The organism is Vibrio sp. QJM3NY_21 (assembly GCF_057785975.1).
Genome location: NZ_CM173514.1, coordinates 1,179,504 through 1,197,117, shown reverse-complemented (window position 1 = coordinate 1,197,117; position 17,614 = coordinate 1,179,504). Strand labels below are relative to the sequence as shown.

Here is a 17,614-nt window from a genome sequence, read left to right as displayed (position 1 = left end):
AATCGATTAAGATTTTCAGGTAGCACGTAATTACCCCTAAAGTGGTATGTAATTTTTTTGTTAAATTTATGGAAATGAGCGTTTGTGGTGCAACATTCAGCAAGATGGTGCAAAAAATAAGTTTTTCATATCAATCATTTCTTAGGAACTGAGTTTTAATTGTTTTTGTTTCAATAAGCTGTTGTTTTTATTTGTATTTTGTTGTGTTTGTGATTCTTTGATTTAATGGCGTGTTATTTGCTTGAGTTAAATAAATACAATTATGGATAATTGAGCGAGAAACGGATGAGTGATTCAAACAGTGGCTGGATAAAATCGACATGTGCCTATTGTGGTGTTGGCTGCGGAATAGAAGCGAGGCCCACTGCATTAGGTAAACTTGAAGTGCGCGGTGACAAAGAACACCCGTCGAATTATGGAAAGTTATGTACTAAAGGCATTGCTCTAGGTGAAACCGTAACACCTTTAGGTCGTCTTACTCAGCCTACTCATATTCAGAATCAACAAAAACACGAACTCGTATGGGATGACGCCACTCAATTGGTCGCTGATAGGTTTAACCAAACCATTGAAGAGTTCGGTCCTGATTCAGTTGCGTTCTATGTCTCTGGCCAACTGTTAACAGAAGACTATTACGTTGCCAATAAGCTGATGAAAGGCTTTATTGGCAGCGGAAACATCGACAGCAACTCAAGGCTTTGCATGGCATCGAGCGTTGTTGGACACAAACGTGCATTTGGTAGCGACACGGTGCCTATTTGTTATGAAGATTTAGAGCAAACTGACTTGGTCGTGATTACAGGCTCAAACTTAGCATGGTGTCATCCGGTTCTTTTTCAAAGGTTAAGAGCGGCTAAGCAAGCGAATCCCAAACTGCAAGTGATCGTCATAGATCCTCGTTATACCGACACATGTGAAATAGCAGATCAACATTTAGCGATTGAATCGGGCTCTGATGTGGCCTTGTTTAACGGATTGCTTTCATACCTAGCGGATAATGATGCACTTGATGAAGCCTATATAAGCAAGCACACAGAAGGCTTCCAACAAGCGATCGAGTCAGCAAAGAAGTATGTTTACCACTCTGATTCAAACATCAATTCTGAGCAAGGCGTCAGCCAGCTGACCGGGCTAACGGAACAAGAGGTTGAGCGCTTCTATCGTGCGTTCGCATCAAACAAAAAAGTCGTCACCATTTATTCTCAGGGCGTGAATCAGTCGAGCCAAGGTTGTGACAAAGTGAACGCTATTCTCAACTGTCATTTAGCCACCGGAAAAATCGGACAAGCAGGTATGGGGCCTTTCTCTGTGACCGGGCAACCCAACGCAATGGGCGGTCGCGAAGTTGGTGGTTTAGCGAATACGCTGGCGGCGCACTTTGAGTTTGGGAGTGAGAAATCACACCAAACGGTGAGTGATTTTTGGCAAACCGATAACTTAGCAACCAAACCCGGCTTGAAAGCAGTCGAGTTGTTTGACGACATGCTTGAAGGCAAGATCAAAGCGGTGTGGATTATGGCGACCAACCCTGTGGTGAGCCTTCCAGACAGTGCGAGAGTGAAAGCAGCGCTAGAAAACTGTCCATTTGTGGTGGTGTCAGATTGCATTGCCGATACTGAAACCACACGCTTGGCCGATGTTGTGTTGCCTGCGCAAGGTTGGAGTGAAAAATCGGGTACCGTGACCAACTCCGAGCGCCGTATATCAAGGCAGCGCCGCATATTGCCAAGCCCGGGTGAAGCTAAACCTGATTGGTGGATGATTAAAGAAGTGGCGCAGAAAATGGGTCATCAACATGCCTTTGATTATCGTCATGAAGGGCAGATATTTGAAGAGTACTGTCAAATGACGGGTCTTGGTAATACTGACGGTAAAACGCGAGACCTGTGTTTAATTGGTCTAACCAAATTGGACGATAAAGGTTATAGCGAGCTAAAACCCCAGCAATGGCCCGTACTAGAATTACAGCAAGATATCGTAAATAAACGAATGTTCACTGATGGCGAGTTTTTCACTAAGTCAGGAAAAGCCCAGTTCGTTGCGGTTGAACATGCTTTGCCATTATCGACATCGTCACCAGATTATCCGCTTATTATGAACAGCGGACGAGTGCGCGATCAATGGCACACTATGAGTCGAACAGGGCTTGCCTCATCACTTGGAGACCACACTCCCGAGCCGTTCATTGCTGTTCACCCTGAAACCGCCAAGAAATTTGGATTGGAAACGAGCACAAACCAAACCAACCAGGTTGTTAAAGTGAAAAGTGCTCAAGGTGAGTCTCAAGCGCGCTTGGTATTGACCCAAGAGATGCGTAAAGAGCAGGTGTTTATGCCGATCCACTGGAACGGCACCACGGCCAAAGACAGCAAGCCTTGCGACCTTATCTTACCTAACACCGATTCCAATTCAGGACAGCCAGAATTTAAACACACACCTGTGATGTTAGAAGCATGTGCTTATCGCAGCGAAGCGGCACTGGTCAGTGATAAGGTGATGGATTGCAGCAGTTTTGATTACTGGGTTAGGCAGAAAGTAGAGGGCGGTTTTTTGTATCGTATCTCGTCATCTAAGAATCCGATGGAGCTAGTGATTCAGCTTGCCAACACACTGGATGAATTACCTGAACCCAACGCAGAAGCGGTTAAATCGCTCCATTACCACGGCAATAAATCGTTCAAAAACTATGGTTCAGCCAAGCTTGGTGAGTTTGGCGTGAAACAAGCGTTCGTGGTGAACAGTAACCTAGATCATGAAAGCATCAGCTGGCTGGTGGAGTGCCTAACCCGAGAAGCTGATGAAGAATTCGAAGCCGAATTTTTGAGTACCATGGCGAAGTAGGTAACTTGATATAAAAGATAAGTCGGAGTTGGCTGACTTATCTTTTGTAAACTAGCAAATAAATCGTGTTAATGCCGTTGAACCCTTAGGTTCCCTAGTTTAGTGACAAGGTGCTATTTCGGGTTTTGTTCCACCATTCGATGTTTTGAAGTTGTGCCACAGCGTCGACATTTCAGCTGTCATTTCTTCAGTCGAGAAGCGATACAGCTTTATTTTGGCAGTAATAGGTGAAATGGTTTCTGAGAACCTAACCAATAAACCTTGTTCTAATTCTTCTTGAACAAATCCCTCCGGCAACCACGCCACTCCGTGGCCTGATAACGCCATTGATTTAAGAGAGTGTGTGACGGCGTTTTCGTACACGATATTAAAATTACAACGGCTTTGGGCTATTGAGCCGTGTTTCTCTAATACTTGTGCAAAAAAAGTATTCGATGGGTAACTGAGTAAAGGTACGTTCGAGTTTTTGCAATCTTTATACAGCGCCGCGCCATCACTTTTGGTAGCGACTACCGGGATTAGACGTTCACGCCCAATAGTGACCGACTCGACCTCAGGGTTCGGTACATAGAGGCGACTTCCCTTGAAAGAGAGACCGATAAGAAAGTCCGAACGATTATCGATAAAGGCTTGCACTGAATCATGTAAGTTATTTGGGCTCACGTAGACTAAGACTGTTTTAAACGCATCGGTGTACTCATTAATCATCTTATTCACTACATATTCCGACAGTGAATGCTGGGTGTGAAATGTGACTTTTGTTTCATTATTGTTAACTTGTCTAACGGTTTCTAACCGAGCGTAGTCTATCTGTTGCTTGAGATCATTCGCGTGTTTTAGAAAGCGAAATCCTGCTTTGGTGAATGTGGCGGGGTAGGTGTTTCTATTTACAAGGTCAGTGCCAACCCATTCTTCTAATAGCTTGATTCTTCTGCCAAAAGCGGGTTGAGTTATATTTCTGGCCTTTGCTGCTTTTGCGAAACTTCCGTACTGAGAAAGGTGCAAAAAATCCTCAATCCACTTTAAGTCCATGTGTCGAATCCTTGTCCAGAAATTATTAATACCGATGTTTTGTTAAACAAAAGTTAACACCCCTGTTAACAAAAAGCATTATCTTTCGAGCGATATCACGGGCTAGTGTAATTGGGTGTTAAACAGACAACTAACGAAACACTGATTGGAGAATAGAGATGCATTTATCGCGTTATCCTCGTTTAAATTTTGCCCACTTGAACACCCCATTAGAGCTAATGGAAAATCTGAGTGAAGCGTTAGGAGGCCCAAATATCTGGATTAAGAGAGATGATTGTACAGGCCTTGCTGGTGGAGGTAATAAAACTCGCAAACTGGAATTTTTGATGGCGGACGCCGTTGAGCAAGGTGCTGACACCATCATTACTCAAGGGGCTACTCAGTCGAATCATGCACGTCAAACAGCGGCGATCGCAACCAAACTGAACATGGATTGTTTGGTTTTACTTGAAGACCGTACTGCCAGTGATGATCCTGATTATAAGTTCAACGGCAACGTAATGCTGGACCAACTCTTCAACGCTCAATTATCTAAGTACCCAGGCGGCACGGATATGAACGCTGCAATGGAAGATGTGGCTGCGACACTGCGCACTCAAGGTAAAAAGCCTTACATAGTACCTGGCGGTGGCTCCAATCATATTGGCGCTCTTGGTTATGTAGATTGTGCATTAGAAATCCTAAAACAAAGCAATGACCAGAACCTTAGGGTTGATCATGTAGTACATGCGACGGGCAGTGCGGGGACTCAAGCGGGTTTGGTTACCGGTTTTGCTTTGACCAACAGCCAAATCCCAGTTCTTGGTATCGGGGTACGCGTTGATAAACCAACTCAAGAAGGAAATGTCTTCAAATTGGCTCAACGTACCGCTGAGCACTTGGGCGCTGCAGATGCAGTAAAGCGCGAAGATGTTGTGGCGAATTGTGACTATGTTGGCGAAGGCTATGGGATTCCTGCACCTTCAACGATCGAAGCGATCAACATGTTCTCTCGTTTTGAAGGTATTTTGCTTGATCCAGTGTATTCGGGCAAAGGGGCCGCGGGTCTTATTGACCTAGTTCGAAATGGTCACTTTAAGAAGGGCGAGAACATTGTCTTTGTGCATACAGGAGGTGCTCAAGCGTTATTTGGTTATCGTGACAGCTTCGACTTTCCTAATTACGAGTAATGGACAGGAGTGAGACTTTTCAATCAGACCTTACCCATGAATCGTGACTGTTAGTACAGAGATACTAACAGTAAAAAGATTTAATGAAATGTTGTAAATGGAGATTACATGAAAAAATCAATCAAATTAGCCAGTTTAATTATTGGTGGATTACTGTCTTTCAATGCAATGAGCAAAGAAGTAATTAGGCTTTCTACTTATGTGAATGAATCGGACATCAGGTATGAAGGGTTTAAAAAATTTGCGGAAATAGCAGAAGCAAAATCCAACGGGAATCTGAAAGTCAGAATCTATCCATCCTCCACGCTACATGGTTGGAGTGAAGGCGTTGATGCTGTTCAAGGCGGGGTTGCGGATATCAGTTGGATCAGTGCTGATAATCGACTTTCATGTTATCGAACAACTTCGTTATATCCGTCAGCGGTTGATTTGAGCGGGCAGTTAGACATGGATTCTCAATATCGTGATCTAATTACTCCGGAGGCGAATCAGAACGGCTTGGTTCCTCTCATGAACTCTAACTACTCTTATGACCAAGAGTGGTGGTTCAACGAGCAGGTAAATTCTGTTGAAGAGTTTTCCAATCTAAACGGCAAGTTGGTTCGTTCTGTTGGACCGTTAGTGAGCAAGATGATTGAAGGTTGGGGAGGCAAGCCAGTTTTTATCTCTCCTAAAGAAGTGTTTCAGTCTGCGGAACGTGGTGTTGTTGATGGCATCAATATGGGTGTAGCAACCTATAGCTCGTGGAAGCTTTGGAATGTGATGCCACACATGGTGGATGCGGGAATATTTTACGGCAACATCATGTACATGATGAATAAAGAGCGATTTGACTCGCTTTCCGAAACGGATCAGCAAGCGCTATTAGAGGCAGCAAAAGAGACTGAAGCTTGGTTAAAACCTCAATATGAAAAGTGGGTAGATGCGAGGATTGCAGAAGCCAAACAAGAAGGCGGTACGGTTCTTGAGCTGACCTCAGAGCAAAAGCTTAAGTTAGTTTCTGATATTTCTACGTCTTGGGAAAGCGAACTGAAGAATGATTGTGGAACAGAGCTTTCAATTAAGATGAAAGACCTCTTTGCTGCGAACTCAATCTAGGGATAGAAACTATGGAAGGTAAATTCAGAAAAGCTTTGGATACTTCAACGAATGTACTGCTGTATTGCGGTGGTGTAATCGTTATTGTCCAAGCTTTCTGGATTACCTATGGCGTATTCATGCGATACGTAATAGGTAGTCCTGATGGGATGGTTACAGAAGCAACGGCTTTGATGCTAGTACCATTAGCGTTCGTTGGCCTCTCATACGCACTCAAGGCAGATGCCTTTCCCAAGGTGACGATTTTTATCGATCAACTATCTAAAGGGAAAAGAGACTATCTGGAAATTGCGAATAACTCACTGATGATGATTATCTCTGTTTTCTTCGCTTTGGCTGCCTTTAAAGGGCTATCTAAGTCATATGTGTCGCTTGCTGCCTCAGAGATATTGCTGTGGCCTAAGTACTATTTTTGGGCCGGAGTTTTTGTTTCATTACTCAATTTATCTTTGGTTTCTATTTTAAAATTCTATGACTCTATAATGCATAAACTTGAGTCAATTCGTGGCACGACTTCTGTGCCTCAAGTAAAGCTTGGAGAATAATATATGCTTGAGTGGTATGAAGTTGGTCTCGGCTTGATGGGGCTACTAATTTTATTTATTGTGATGGGTTTACCAATCCCATTTGCATTGGCGGGCGCATCCGTTCCGTTTCTTCTTTCAATTCAGTCTTTTTCTACAACACTTGTTACAGCCGAGCTCAAAATGTGGGGAGTGTGGGTAGATTACGTTTTACTGTCGGTTCCGCTGTTTGTGTTATTAGGGGAGTTGATTGGCCGGTCGAACATAGGGCCCAATCTGTATTGGTTTATGCACAGCAAGGTACCAATCACAGGTTCTGCTGCATACGGGAGTGTTGGTGCCTGCGCTGGGTTTGGTGCTGTATGTGGTTCAAGTATGGTTGGCTCGTTGACCATTGGTGGCGTCGCTCTTCCTGCAATGTTAGACCTTGGTTACGACAAAAAACTAGCCAGTGGGGTGCTCGCGGCTGGAGGAACACTCAGCGTTCTGTTACCGCCAAGTTTGATTCTTCTCTTTTACGGAATAGTGACAGATCAGTCGATCGGGCAATTGTTTATTGCAGGTGTTGTACCGGGCTTAATTTTGGTTTCTTTTTTCTTCCTTATCATTAAAGGATGGAGCGTCTTACAAAAAGGATCCGTACCAAAAGCTGACGATAGTGAAAGTATCCCTTGGGGGTTAGCATTGAGCGCGATAATTCCAGTGATGGTTATCGGCCTTATTATTACAGTCTCCATCTATGCGGGTATCGCGACCCCTACTGAAGCGGCAGGTGTATCTTGTGTGATTACCTTGCTACTTGCTATTACTGTTGGGGGAATGGATCTCAAAGGGTTCTTTGAATCAATCAAAGCGACCATGAAGACGATGGGTTATTTAGGCTTATTACTTTCTTCTGGTGTGCTTTTTGGTTTTGTGATGACTTACTATCAAGTGCCACAAGAGTTTACTAGCTTGTTTACTTCTCTGGAACTATCGCCATACACGACGCTTGCACTGATTATTTTATTCTACATTATTTTAGGCATGTTCTTAGAGCCTGTTTCGATGACATTCATAACTCTGCCAACCTTGTTTCCTCTGATTCAAGCTTCAGGCTTTGACTTGATTTGGTTCGGTGTCATTTACACCATAACGATGGAAGTCGCTGTATTGACTCCTCCTGTTGGCCTAAATTTGTATGTTATTCAATCTATTGAGAAAGATCGTCTGACTATTGTCGATGTCATTAAAGGCTGCTTGCCTTTCATTGGTGCTCTCATATTTTTGATTGTACTGATGGTTATCTTTCCTCAGCTTGCCGTGTGGCTACCAAATGTTATGGGGTAATATGAATGAACGTTAACGTACCACTAGTGATGATCCATGGATTTTTAAGTGGCCCAGAATATTGGAGTGCTCAAGTACCTTTTTTAGAGAAAAACATGCAAGTAGTCCCTGTTTGTTTGAAAGGCTTTGGTGATCGTTCTGATGAGACAGCTTTTGAAACGATTCAAGAGATGGCCAAAGATGTCATGTCACAACTTGCACTGCTTGGAATAAAGCGTTTTCACCTAATAGGGCACTCAATGGGAGGAATGGTCGCCCAGCAGATTGGGCATAAATGGGCTGAACAAGTCGTCAGTTTGACCTTGTACGGAACAGGACCGAAAGGCGACTTGCCTGGTAGGTTTGAACCATTACAAGAGAGCATCAAGAATGCATCCTCTTTTACCTATGGCGACAGTAAACAGAGGGCTGTGTCTAGTTGGTTTAAAAATGAATTAGCCCCTCAGGTACTCAAGCAATCGATGCAGCTTGCAGACAAGGTTTCGTTTCAGTCCTATCTAAACGGACTCATCGCAATGAACAGTTGGAATGGTGAACCCTATATCTCTCAATACAGAATGCCAGTATTAATTATATGGGCGGACTCAGATAAAACTTATCCATGGGATGAGCAGGTATCAGTATTGTGGAAGGGTATTGAGCACAGTTCTCTGTGTATCATTAACGATTGTGCGCACAATGCCCACATTGAGAAACCATTGCACTTCAACGTAGCTTTTGGGGAGTTTTTGCAAAGCGTACGTTAGATATCTGATTAGGTTTAAAACAGCAAAAGATGGCTTAAGTACGAATGTTTTTATTGCTTTACTTGCCACTTACCTTCAAATCAAACGCCGACATTTATGTCGGCGTTTTTATTTTTAAGTATGCGAAACCGATTGATTAAACGACAGGTTTTACATGTTATTCACGTATCGGTATGCCGCTCTGTAATTGTCTAGATAGAGGTAAGTTGATGTCTAAATTAGCCAAAGCAAGAAAACCAGCCTTATTTCATACACAGGCGAATTCAGCGCTGCTTAGGAGTGACCATGTATAACCAAGGCGACCTGTGCCCACACTGCGGCTTAATCATAATGCTACCTACAGATATTGAACCAAAATGCCTAGGCTGCGGTGAAGAAATCAACCAACAAGATGACGACTCACTCACACATTGAGCCACTTTCTACATTTTGCAGAGACTATATGGGATTTTTCTGCTTTTCGTCATATTTGATAAAGAAGTAAGCAAGTAAGATGCTGTTATTAAGTGAGTTATTAGACAGCGCCTGAACGGTTTAGATTACTAGACAGAATTGTTTCAGGGACAAAATGCAGAATTATTCTGTCTAATATAGCTGTTGAACTAAGCCGCTTCGCGGAGGACTTTCCTCTCACTTACCCGATAGACGAAACTTATGATGTATCCATAGATTAAGGAATACATCATGAGCCCATTAAGACAACAACTTATCGATGAAATGGCGGTTCGCCGTTTTTCTCCGAAAACCCATGCAAGCTATTTACGTTGGGTTAAAGATCTATCTACTACTTACGAACTGTCCCCTGATTTACTCACCGATCAACAGATTAGTGCGTATCTACGTACGCTCACCACAGAGCGGAGCTTAAGTAGTAGTACTTGTGCTCAAGCTTTGAATGCCATCTTGTTCTTTTATCGTGCCGTTTTGAATAGAGAATTTGAAGAGCGACTGGTTCCCCCGATTAAACGTGCCAGTAAAATACCGGAGCTGCTTAATCGCGAGGAAGTAAGAAGTATCATTAGTCATTGTCGAAGTCTTAAATATCAGACCGCACTTGAAATGTGTTACGGGTGTGGCCTACGTGTCAGTGAGGTCGTCGGCTTGTACGTGAAAGACATCGATGGTACGGCGAAACGACTGCACATTCATTGTGGTAAAGGTAAAAAAGATCGCTTTGTTCCACTGGGTAATAGCCAACTGAATCATCTTCGAAATTATTGGCGTCATTATCACCCAACCGTAGTGCTGTTTCCCAGCCTAGAGCCCGAAAAGCCATTGGGTATTAGCTCTTTGCAGAAGTGCTTCAAAGCAGCAAAAGTTGAGGCAAACGTCAGAAAACTAGGAGGAATACACGCCTTGAGGCACGCTTATGCGACTCATCAGCTCGAATCGGGCATGCCTTTGAATGTTCTGCAGCGTTACCTCGGACATTCGAATATCAAAACGACATTGAGGTACACCCATTGGATAGGTCATCACAACGAAAGCTCGGGCGGAAGTAAGTTCGACTTAGTTGCTCAACTATGGGAGGAGAGCGAATGAACGCATTATCTCCTTACCAAGCCGTATTAACACAAGGCTTAGAAGAGCTTGATAAAAGCAAAGTCACACCGAGACAGTGGCAAGTGCTTAACCATTTAAGAGACTGCCGAACGGAGCGTATGGGCAGTTACGACTGGCGTTGTCAGCAATGTGGTCATGAAACTCGTTGGTACTGCTCTTGTCGAGATCGTCATTGCCCCAATTGCCAAGAGCAGATGAGACAGCAATGGCTAACAAAGCGAAGCCAAGATATTTTACCTGTGGCCTACCATCATATGGTTTTTACCTTACCTCACGAGTTCAATGCTCTGGTTAAAGCTCATCCTAAGGTGGTTTATCAATGCTTGTTTCATTCAGTGTGGGCAACATTATGCGCGTTTGCTAATGAGCGGCATCACCTTGTCGGTCAACTAGGAGCATTAATGGTTCTTCACACTTGGGGAAGAAATCTGAGTCAACATACTCATATTCATTGCCTGTTACCGAGTGGGGTGCTTACAAAAGATCGGCAATGGCAACCGACAAGAAAAGAGAGTTACCTGCTTCCGGTTAAAGCCTTATCCGTTCGCTTTAAGAAAGAGATGTTATGTCGAGTAAGCGAGTTGATAGCAACGCACAGTAATTTATTAGAGGAAGCCGCTAGTAAGAGATGGGTTGTGTACAGTAAACCTGTACTCCACGAGCCTACAGCGGTAGTGGGTTATCTATCTCGGTATTGCAATCGTATCGGGTTAAATCCCAACCAATTAAGTTATAACGTGGATGGCCGTATCACGATGAGTTACAAAGACTACCGAACCAATGGGACGCAAAGAATGTGTTGTAATGCGGGCGAGTTACTTCGACGCTTACTTTTACATGTGTTGCCTAAAGGGCTAATGCGAATACGCTACTATGGCTTTTTAGCTAATGCTGTACGGGTAAAAGCGATAGCGGAAATTAGGCAAAGCTTACGAAAGCGACCCGCAGATAAATCGGAAGTGCTGAAAGAGAAACCTTGTTGTCCGAACTGCCATAGCAACAGCATGGTACTCGTGTGCATCAATATTAGACCTAGGATAGTCGTTTCAGAGCACCGACTGACCTAGTTGTCTGATTATAATGAATAAAATTATCGTTGTGTTATGGCGAGAGAGGGGCATTGTTCGCTTTTAAAAAGATTATGCAACGGGTATAGTCGCTGTAGATAAATTGGCGGCTAGAAGTGGAAAATGGACGGCTGACGGGGTACCTGTCTTAATGATAAGAGTAGAACGCAAGTCAGTCCTAAAAAGCAAATTCCATAGATAGAAGCGGCCAAGTCCAACAGGTATTTATCCATTGTGCTACGACAACGGATAAATACTTAAGCGTTATGTGTTGCGCTATCGCAGGAGAGAGTTTTGTTCACCAGATCCGATTTATCTCGGTTTTCTAGCTGGATCTTAAATGTGCTGTTAAATTAGAAAAGTAGGCCGTTGTTTTCATTTATCCGTTACTTCGGTTGATTTGTCGTATTTCATCGATGGGAAAATAGCGGTGTTTTACAAATGAGATTGGCTTTTTTTTCAATTCGTCAGCTAGTTTCTAAGGCGTGTAATTTGTATTCAAAATAGGTTTTATTTAACCTTCGTCAGGCGTTATTTTATTTGGTTTTTTGTTTTCTTCTGAGCGCTTTTTCTACGGAGTTCAAAGTTGGTAGATAAGTGGTGTTAAATCACGCTGGTTTGCTTTATATTTCCATTTATTAAAACGTGCGGTTAACCAATTTGGCGCAACCACATAACAAGGCACTTAAACGGAACTAAAACAGTGGGTTAGTTTCGCTTCGCTACACATTATAACCCACTATTTTAGTCCGCTTAGTGCGGCGTTAGCCATCAGGAGTATGCTTGGTAGTTCCAAATAATTTATATAAATATATGTCATTAGACACAGCTAAAATTGTACTTAAAACTAGCCGATTACGCTGGCAGAGCCCTTGTCAATTTAATGATGTCAATGAGATGCAGAGAATGCCTCGTTTAGAGCCTGAATTTAATGAAGGGTGGTTAATCTATGCTAGGACTTTAGTGGATCTTATCTACAATAAAAATGTTGTTGATTTTACAGCTTATTCTCCATGGACACAGAAAATCCTTTTGCAAATATTACAGCTTAATATTAGTAAGCACACAGAAGAAGATGCATTAAAAGAGATTGAAAAAAAGATTCCAACCTGTGAATCTGAAATCGGTGATAGGTTACGAAAAACTACTGAATCTAAAAATGACGGTACATTAAGATGCTTTTGTCTCAGTGAAGATGAAAATAATTCAACTATGTGGGCACACTATGGTGATGTTCATAAAGGTTGCATGTTTGGTTTCAGTCATATAGAAGAAAAAGACACTCCATTTTTAGCCGCAGAAAAAGTATCTTATACACCTGAGTCTCCTGTAGTTGGGAGTGCGCTAGATGTTCTATTATATGGCCCATCGCCTGCGCTTAATAAGAGCACTCGTTTAGCCATTTTTTTCAACAAAGAAATTAACTGGGCTTATGAAAAAGAATGGCGAGTTATGACTAATCGGCCAGCACCTAATCAAGAAAAATTCTCTGACTTATTATTTTATCCAGAAGAGCTGAGTTCAGTGACATTTGGTTCAAAAGTTCAGGGAAAAGATAGGGATGAGATACTCAAAGTAATTGAACATAGTTACCCTCACTGTGAAATTTTTGAGATAAAGCAAAGTAATGGTACATCTAAAAGAGTGCCATTGAATGGCTAACAAGGCCTTAAAGTCGGATTCTGTAGTTGACCCGATCTAGTGGACACCTTCAATAGCAATTGGAGGTGTTTATGCCAGCTTATAAATCAGGTAAAAAAACTCAACAATATCTTACGGAATTTAAGGTAACTGCTGTCCGACTTTCGCTTCGAGAAGGAGCTACAGTTAAAGGCGTGGCGCTATCATTAGATATCCACCCTTATATGCTTTCTAAATGGCGAAAGGACTATAGAGAAGGGGTTATTATGGAAGATAAACGTAAGAAAAGGACTCAGATCCCGAGCCAGAAAACTGAGTCTAGTCGGATTGCAGAGCTCGAACGTCAGAATGAACAACTTAAGCTCGAGAATGACTTGCTAAAAAAGTGGCAACGATTCGTTGCCCAAGAAAATCGACAAAATTCCGATTCATAGCCCATTACAAAAAGCGTTATTCCATTGTATTGATGTGCCGTTTTCTATCTGTTTCTAAGTCGGGTTACTATGCATGGCTTCATAGAGAGCCAAGCCGCTACGATCAAGAAGAGCAGGCTTTGAAGAAGCGTATAATTAAAGTGTTTACCCAGAGTCGAGAGACTTACGGCAGCCCACGAGTTCATGCAGAGCTGAGGCGCCAAGGAGTTTTGGTTAGCCGCAAGCGTGTGGCTCGGATCATGAGAGAGCAAGGGCTAAGAGCACGAAGTTATCGCATTTACATGAAAATGGCCAAGCTACATCGGTTTTATCAATCGATTAAGAATATTAAAAAAGACACACCAAAACCAACGGCTGTTAATCAACAATGGTCTGGAGATCTAACGTATATAAAGCAAGGTAAACGTTGGATGTATTTAGCGGTCGTTATCGACCTTTACTCGCGTAAAATCGTCGGTTGGTCGCTTGGTAGTAAGAAGAGTACACAACTGACGATGAGTTCGTTGAGAATGGCAATTAGAAACCGAAAGCCACAAGAGCGATTATTGTTTCATACCGACAGAGGCTCTGAATATCGAGCCCATGAAGTTCAAGCTTTATTATCAAAAAATGGAATTGTCCCAAGTATGAATCGTCCAGGTCATTGCACTGATAATGCGGAGGTGGAGTCGTTCTTCCATACGCTCAAAGGCGACATAATTAGGAAAAATAGTTTTAAAAGTGAGAAGCAGCTTAGAGATAAACTTGCCGGTTATATCCAGCATTTTTATAACCGTTATAGACTGCACTCAAGTCTTGGATATCGAAGCCCGCATGAATATGAAGTAACGACGGGTTAAAGATAATAGGGTGTCCATTTTATCGGGTGAAGATCATTCGTAACAGTTGGCTCGGTTCCGCTTCGCTGCACATTTTAGCCAACTATTACTCACCGCTTAAGGCGGCGTTATGTTTAAACGTTAAATTATAGGTTTGTATGTTCACAAAGAAAGAAGACGTCTCAGAAGTAACCTTTAATTTGAACCTATTAACAAATAGGTTTACATATGAAATTAAATACCTTCGAGAATATATGAATTTCTCCTCGCAATCTGTAGAAGAGCGAACTGAAAGGCTAGGGGACCAAATCTATCAAGATTCTATTGAAAACCCTGAGCATGAATCACTACTTCAAGAAATGTTCTTAGAGGAGCAAAGGGCTATTAACAGCTATTTATATCATTCCTCAATCGTTTTAGTTTATACCGTTTTGGAAAGTACCTTGGCACAAATATGCACCGAGGTTAAATTTAAGGTAAAAGCTGACTTCTCATATGATGGCCTTTCAGGAGGAAATATTATTAAAAAAGCAGTCGAGTACTTAAAAATAACGGTAGGGTTATCATTTTCCTCTATAGAGCGTATATGGCCACGTATAGGGCAATTTCAGAATTTAAGAAATGAAATTGTCCATCAGAATGGAAAGTTTGCAGGTAAAAATGCAGATACCGTTAAGCAAAATAGGGATAGAATGCTAAATATGTTTAATTCATTAGAGCTTAACGAAAATGAGACACAGTTCTATATCATGAGTGAGCATTTAGTTTGTGAATTTATAGATAAAACTGAAGATCTTATTCAAACTATTATTAGCGATATAGAGTCAAAGACTTATGTCGTATCAAATTAAACATAACAAGTTGCTTAAACGGAAAAATAACAGTTGGCCATCGCTCCGCGATTATAGCCAACCATTATTTTCCGCTTAGCAAGGCGTTAGGTGCTCAAAGTAACCTGTAATCACCTTTACTATCAATTGCATTTAATTGAGATTCTGATCAATCAATTGAAAAGTCTTTAATTTTTTCTATATCCACATCTTGAGTGTTGTTTTTTTGTCCCCATATATTCCGTGTCGAAATAAAAAAAACACTATATATAGTGTCTATTTCGACAGTTTGTTAATGAATAAGGAGTCTCTATGACACGAAAAACAACACACGTAGTTCCTCATCCTGATGGTTGGGCAGTTAAGAGCGGCGGTGCTACTAAAGCTCATCGAGTAACAAAAACACAAGCTGAAGCGGAGAAGATTGCTCGTCAAGTCAGCATAAACAAAAAAGGTGAAATGTTAGTCCATGGAAAAAATGGACAAATCAGAAAGGCAAGTAGTCATGGCAACGATCCTTGTCCACCAAAGGACAAAGCGTAAAAAGGCTTTGAAAGCGGCAACTTTCAAAGCCCTATAAGGATCAATTAGACGGGACGGCAATCCCAATTGTAGACAACTACCCACAGATCATTTCGAATACTAAACAACTTTTATAACTTCCAAAAGTGTGTATTCGTACAGTGGGTCACTAAATGGTGATATTCAATGCAAAGATACTCAAATCGTGGTGGCAATTCTAATGTTCATTCTTTTGAACTAGCTATTGATTCAATTACGGTCAGGTTTAACGATGGAGCCTACTATTTATACACAAATACCAGTACTGGTGCTGCGCATGTAGAAAAAATGAAGCAATTAGCAACAGCTGGTCAAGGTTTGAATAGCTATATCGGTAGAGTGGTGAAAAGTAATTTCGCGCGTAAGTGGCGATGAGTACCTAACAATCTGTTTAAGAGTGATTCGCAACGCTTGGCATTTTTGCTATGCGTTGCGTTTTGTGTTTAAGGTGGTTTGCGGGAGCTTCGGCATTGCGTCGCTCACACCTTAAGAGGGCGTTAGCTTACACGAGCGAATTAAGAGGGTTTTGATGAAAAATTGTTTTGTAGTAACCCCCATTGGGAATGATGGTAGTGAAATACGACGTTCTGCTGATGGGTTGATTGACGCAGTAATTGAGCCTATTTGCAAGGAACTTGAATTAAACATGTTCGTTGCTCATCGTATAGATACACCAGGATCAATTACAACTCAGGTCATAGAACATGTACTTAATGATGATCTGGTAATTGCTAATTTAACCACACTTAACCCAAATGTAATGTATGAATTAGCTGTGCGTCATGCAGCTAAGTTACCTGTAATTTGCCTTGCGCAAAATGGAACTGTTCTTCCGTTCGATATCTCTGATGAACGAACTATTTTCTATGAAAATGATATGGCAGGAGTTCAAAAGCTAAAACTTATACTTAAGAAAATGGCACTTGAAGCTCTAGATGACAAAGAAGTGGATAATCCCGTATACCGAGCAGCTAAGAATAAGGTTATGAAGGACTTGCATCCTCAAGACGATTTTCAGTCCTATATATTGAATAAATTAGATCGTTTTGAGTCTTTATTACAAAGTTCTCAGTCAAAAAATGACCGTAAGCAAATAGCACGAAAACAGTATAAAGTTATAGCTGTATTAGGTGGAGAAGCTAAAAGCAACAAAGATACTCGGGATGAGTTGATTGAGAGCTTGTTTATGAATACGGGCGTTAAACAATTTGAGCATAATCAGAATGACATTGTTGCTTATCCGGAGAACAAAGAGCAACTCATGTCAGTAGTTAAGATGTTAGAAAATATGCCTGATGTGGTTGAGGTTGTAAGCTAACAAGCATTTAAAAATCAAGCTAACCAAACAGGGCGCCATTAACAGGCGCCCTTTGTGTTAGTTGGAAACGCTGTAAGTGTCGTAGTCGCGCAATAAGAAGAGTGCGACACAGGCTGCGAGCATTGGCCAAGAGGCGAAGAACAGTAGGTTATTGAACGGGTCCATGTATTTAGCGAAAGAGGCGAAGGTTGAACTTGCGTGCAGGACTAAAACCGCACCGTAGGTGTACTTCTTCCACATGCCGACAACGAACGCGCCTAAGAAACCTAATTGCGCGACCCCCATAGCCATTATCGCATTATCCGAGATGTCGATTCCGTAAAAGCCAGCCAGTACTTTTGTAGCGTGCTCTGGTACTAGGATCTTATCCAAGCCCCAGAACAAGAAGACGATAAAAATTCCAATTCTCAGAAGCAGTAGGCTAGTAGCCAGTTTGGTTTGAAGTTTATTTTCCATGATATCCCTTGTGATGCACTCAACGATGCGATGAAATTAAATATTCTTCAAAGAAGACCCATCGTATTCGCGTTTTCTTTCGTTATTTTTGAGTGCCTTATGTAACAAGGGGTGTCTGCTTAGTGGGTTTGATGGTGGGTAGCGTTAATGGAGACTTAAGTAGAGTTTGTATGCTACGAGAAGTCAG

Annotated in this window: 16 protein-coding genes; 14 read left to right on the top strand and 2 right to left on the bottom strand. The window is 42.0% G+C overall.

The window, feature by feature from the left end; all coding sequences use genetic code 11:
* Window positions 1-285: 285 nt before the first annotated feature.
* Window positions 286-2,841, top strand: coding sequence for a molybdopterin oxidoreductase family protein (locus tag AC3CID_RS20855; protein ID WP_488527371.1), 2,556 nt, complete (start codon window positions 286-288; stop codon window positions 2,839-2,841).
* Window positions 2,842-2,940: 99 nt separating this feature from the next.
* Here the strand turns inward: AC3CID_RS20855 and AC3CID_RS20850 are convergent, their stop codons facing one another.
* Complete coding sequence (locus AC3CID_RS20850; protein WP_171328224.1) at window positions 2,941-3,873, bottom strand: LysR family transcriptional regulator; 933 nt, start codon at window positions 3,871-3,873, stop codon at window positions 2,941-2,943.
* 158 nt (window positions 3,874-4,031) lie between these two features.
* Between AC3CID_RS20850 and cuyA the strand changes: the two genes are divergently transcribed.
* From cuyA to AC3CID_RS20785, 13 genes are all read left to right on the top strand, one after another.
* On the top strand, window positions 4,032-5,042 hold the full coding sequence (gene cuyA / locus AC3CID_RS20845; protein ID WP_488527370.1) for a D-cysteate sulfo-lyase: 1,011 nt from the start codon (window positions 4,032-4,034) through the stop codon (window positions 5,040-5,042).
* A 108-nt stretch (window positions 5,043-5,150) separates the two neighbouring features.
* Window positions 5,151-6,140, top strand: a complete 990-nt coding sequence (locus AC3CID_RS20840) for a TRAP transporter substrate-binding protein (RefSeq protein ID WP_145565789.1) — start codon at window positions 5,151-5,153, stop codon at window positions 6,138-6,140.
* Window positions 6,141-6,151: 11 nt separating this feature from the next.
* Entirely contained in the window at window positions 6,152-6,685 is a 534-nt protein-coding gene (locus AC3CID_RS20835; protein ID WP_145565788.1) for a TRAP transporter small permease, read from the top strand.
* Window positions 6,686-6,688: 3 nt separating this feature from the next.
* Window positions 6,689-7,993: a TRAP transporter large permease gene (locus tag AC3CID_RS20830; RefSeq protein ID WP_145565787.1), complete on the top strand. Its 1,305-nt coding sequence runs from the start codon at window positions 6,689-6,691 to the stop codon at window positions 7,991-7,993.
* A 5-nt stretch (window positions 7,994-7,998) separates the two neighbouring features.
* A complete protein-coding gene (locus tag AC3CID_RS20825; protein ID WP_488527369.1) occupies window positions 7,999-8,739 on the top strand; it encodes an alpha/beta fold hydrolase in 741 nt (246 codons plus the stop codon).
* 684 nt (window positions 8,740-9,423) lie between these two features.
* Entirely contained in the window at window positions 9,424-10,281 is an 858-nt protein-coding gene (locus tag AC3CID_RS20820; RefSeq protein WP_488527368.1) for a tyrosine-type recombinase/integrase, read from the top strand.
* Window positions 10,278-11,369, top strand: a complete 1,092-nt coding sequence (locus AC3CID_RS20815; RefSeq protein ID WP_479273237.1) for an IS91 family transposase — start codon at window positions 10,278-10,280, stop codon at window positions 11,367-11,369. Before AC3CID_RS20820 ends, AC3CID_RS20815 begins: the two co-directional genes overlap by 4 nt.
* A gap of 783 nt (window positions 11,370-12,152) precedes the next feature.
* A complete protein-coding gene (locus AC3CID_RS20810; RefSeq protein ID WP_488527367.1) occupies window positions 12,153-13,031 on the top strand; it encodes a DUF2971 domain-containing protein in 879 nt (292 codons plus the stop codon).
* A 71-nt stretch (window positions 13,032-13,102) separates the two neighbouring features.
* A protein-coding gene (locus AC3CID_RS20805; protein ID WP_488527366.1) for an IS3-like element ISVisp1 family transposase occupies window positions 13,103-14,283 on the top strand; the annotation gives its coding sequence in 2 pieces (ribosomal slippage) (window positions 13,103-13,388 and window positions 13,388-14,283; 1,182 coding nt in all).
* A 233-nt stretch (window positions 14,284-14,516) separates the two neighbouring features.
* Window positions 14,517-15,113, top strand: coding sequence for a hypothetical protein (locus tag AC3CID_RS20800; protein ID WP_488527365.1), 597 nt, complete (start codon window positions 14,517-14,519; stop codon window positions 15,111-15,113).
* Window positions 15,114-15,404: 291 nt separating this feature from the next.
* Entirely contained in the window at window positions 15,405-15,635 is a 231-nt protein-coding gene (locus tag AC3CID_RS20795; protein WP_045070025.1) for a DUF2188 domain-containing protein, read from the top strand.
* A gap of 165 nt (window positions 15,636-15,800) precedes the next feature.
* Window positions 15,801-16,028: a hypothetical protein gene (locus AC3CID_RS20790; protein WP_332222160.1), complete on the top strand. Its 228-nt coding sequence runs from the start codon at window positions 15,801-15,803 to the stop codon at window positions 16,026-16,028.
* A 154-nt stretch (window positions 16,029-16,182) separates the two neighbouring features.
* Window positions 16,183-16,971 carry a hypothetical protein gene (locus AC3CID_RS20785; protein ID WP_488527364.1) on the top strand — a complete coding sequence of 263 codons (789 nt, stop codon included), beginning with the start codon at window positions 16,183-16,185 and terminating at the stop codon, window positions 16,969-16,971.
* 57 nt (window positions 16,972-17,028) lie between these two features.
* On the opposite strand, the gene AC3CID_RS20780 is transcribed toward AC3CID_RS20785, so the two are convergent.
* Window positions 17,029-17,427: a hypothetical protein gene (locus AC3CID_RS20780; protein WP_488527363.1), complete on the bottom strand. Its 399-nt coding sequence runs from the start codon at window positions 17,425-17,427 to the stop codon at window positions 17,029-17,031.
* Window positions 17,428-17,614: the final 187 nt, after the last annotated feature.

Excerpts from the sequence above, each read along its gene's own strand:
- AC3CID_RS20785 (WP_488527364.1), top strand. The coding sequence starts at position 16,183 with ATGAAAAATTGTTTTGTAGTAACCCCCATTGGGAATGATGGTAGTGAA.
- AC3CID_RS20800 (WP_488527365.1), top strand. The coding sequence starts at position 14,517 with ATGAATTTCTCCTCGCAATCTGTAGAAGAGCGAACTGAAAGGCTAGGG.
- AC3CID_RS20790 (WP_332222160.1), top strand. The coding sequence starts at position 15,801 with ATGCAAAGATACTCAAATCGTGGTGGCAATTCTAATGTTCATTCTTTT.
- AC3CID_RS20815 (WP_479273237.1), top strand. The coding sequence starts at position 10,278 with ATGAACGCATTATCTCCTTACCAAGCCGTATTAACACAAGGCTTAGAA.
- AC3CID_RS20850 (WP_171328224.1), bottom strand. The coding sequence starts at position 3,873 with ATGGACTTAAAGTGGATTGAGGATTTTTTGCACCTTTCTCAGTACGGA.
- AC3CID_RS20795 (WP_045070025.1), top strand. The coding sequence starts at position 15,405 with ATGACACGAAAAACAACACACGTAGTTCCTCATCCTGATGGTTGGGCA.
- AC3CID_RS20855 (WP_488527371.1), top strand. The coding sequence starts at position 286 with ATGAGTGATTCAAACAGTGGCTGGATAAAATCGACATGTGCCTATTGT.
- AC3CID_RS20825 (WP_488527369.1), top strand. The coding sequence starts at position 7,999 with ATGAACGTTAACGTACCACTAGTGATGATCCATGGATTTTTAAGTGGC.
- AC3CID_RS20830 (WP_145565787.1), top strand. The coding sequence starts at position 6,689 with ATGCTTGAGTGGTATGAAGTTGGTCTCGGCTTGATGGGGCTACTAATT.
- AC3CID_RS20780 (WP_488527363.1), bottom strand. The coding sequence starts at position 17,427 with ATGGAAAATAAACTTCAAACCAAACTGGCTACTAGCCTACTGCTTCTG.
- AC3CID_RS20835 (WP_145565788.1), top strand. The coding sequence starts at position 6,152 with ATGGAAGGTAAATTCAGAAAAGCTTTGGATACTTCAACGAATGTACTG.
- AC3CID_RS20820 (WP_488527368.1), top strand. The coding sequence starts at position 9,424 with ATGAGCCCATTAAGACAACAACTTATCGATGAAATGGCGGTTCGCCGT.
- AC3CID_RS20840 (WP_145565789.1), top strand. The coding sequence starts at position 5,151 with ATGAAAAAATCAATCAAATTAGCCAGTTTAATTATTGGTGGATTACTG.
- cuyA (WP_488527370.1), top strand. The coding sequence starts at position 4,032 with ATGCATTTATCGCGTTATCCTCGTTTAAATTTTGCCCACTTGAACACC.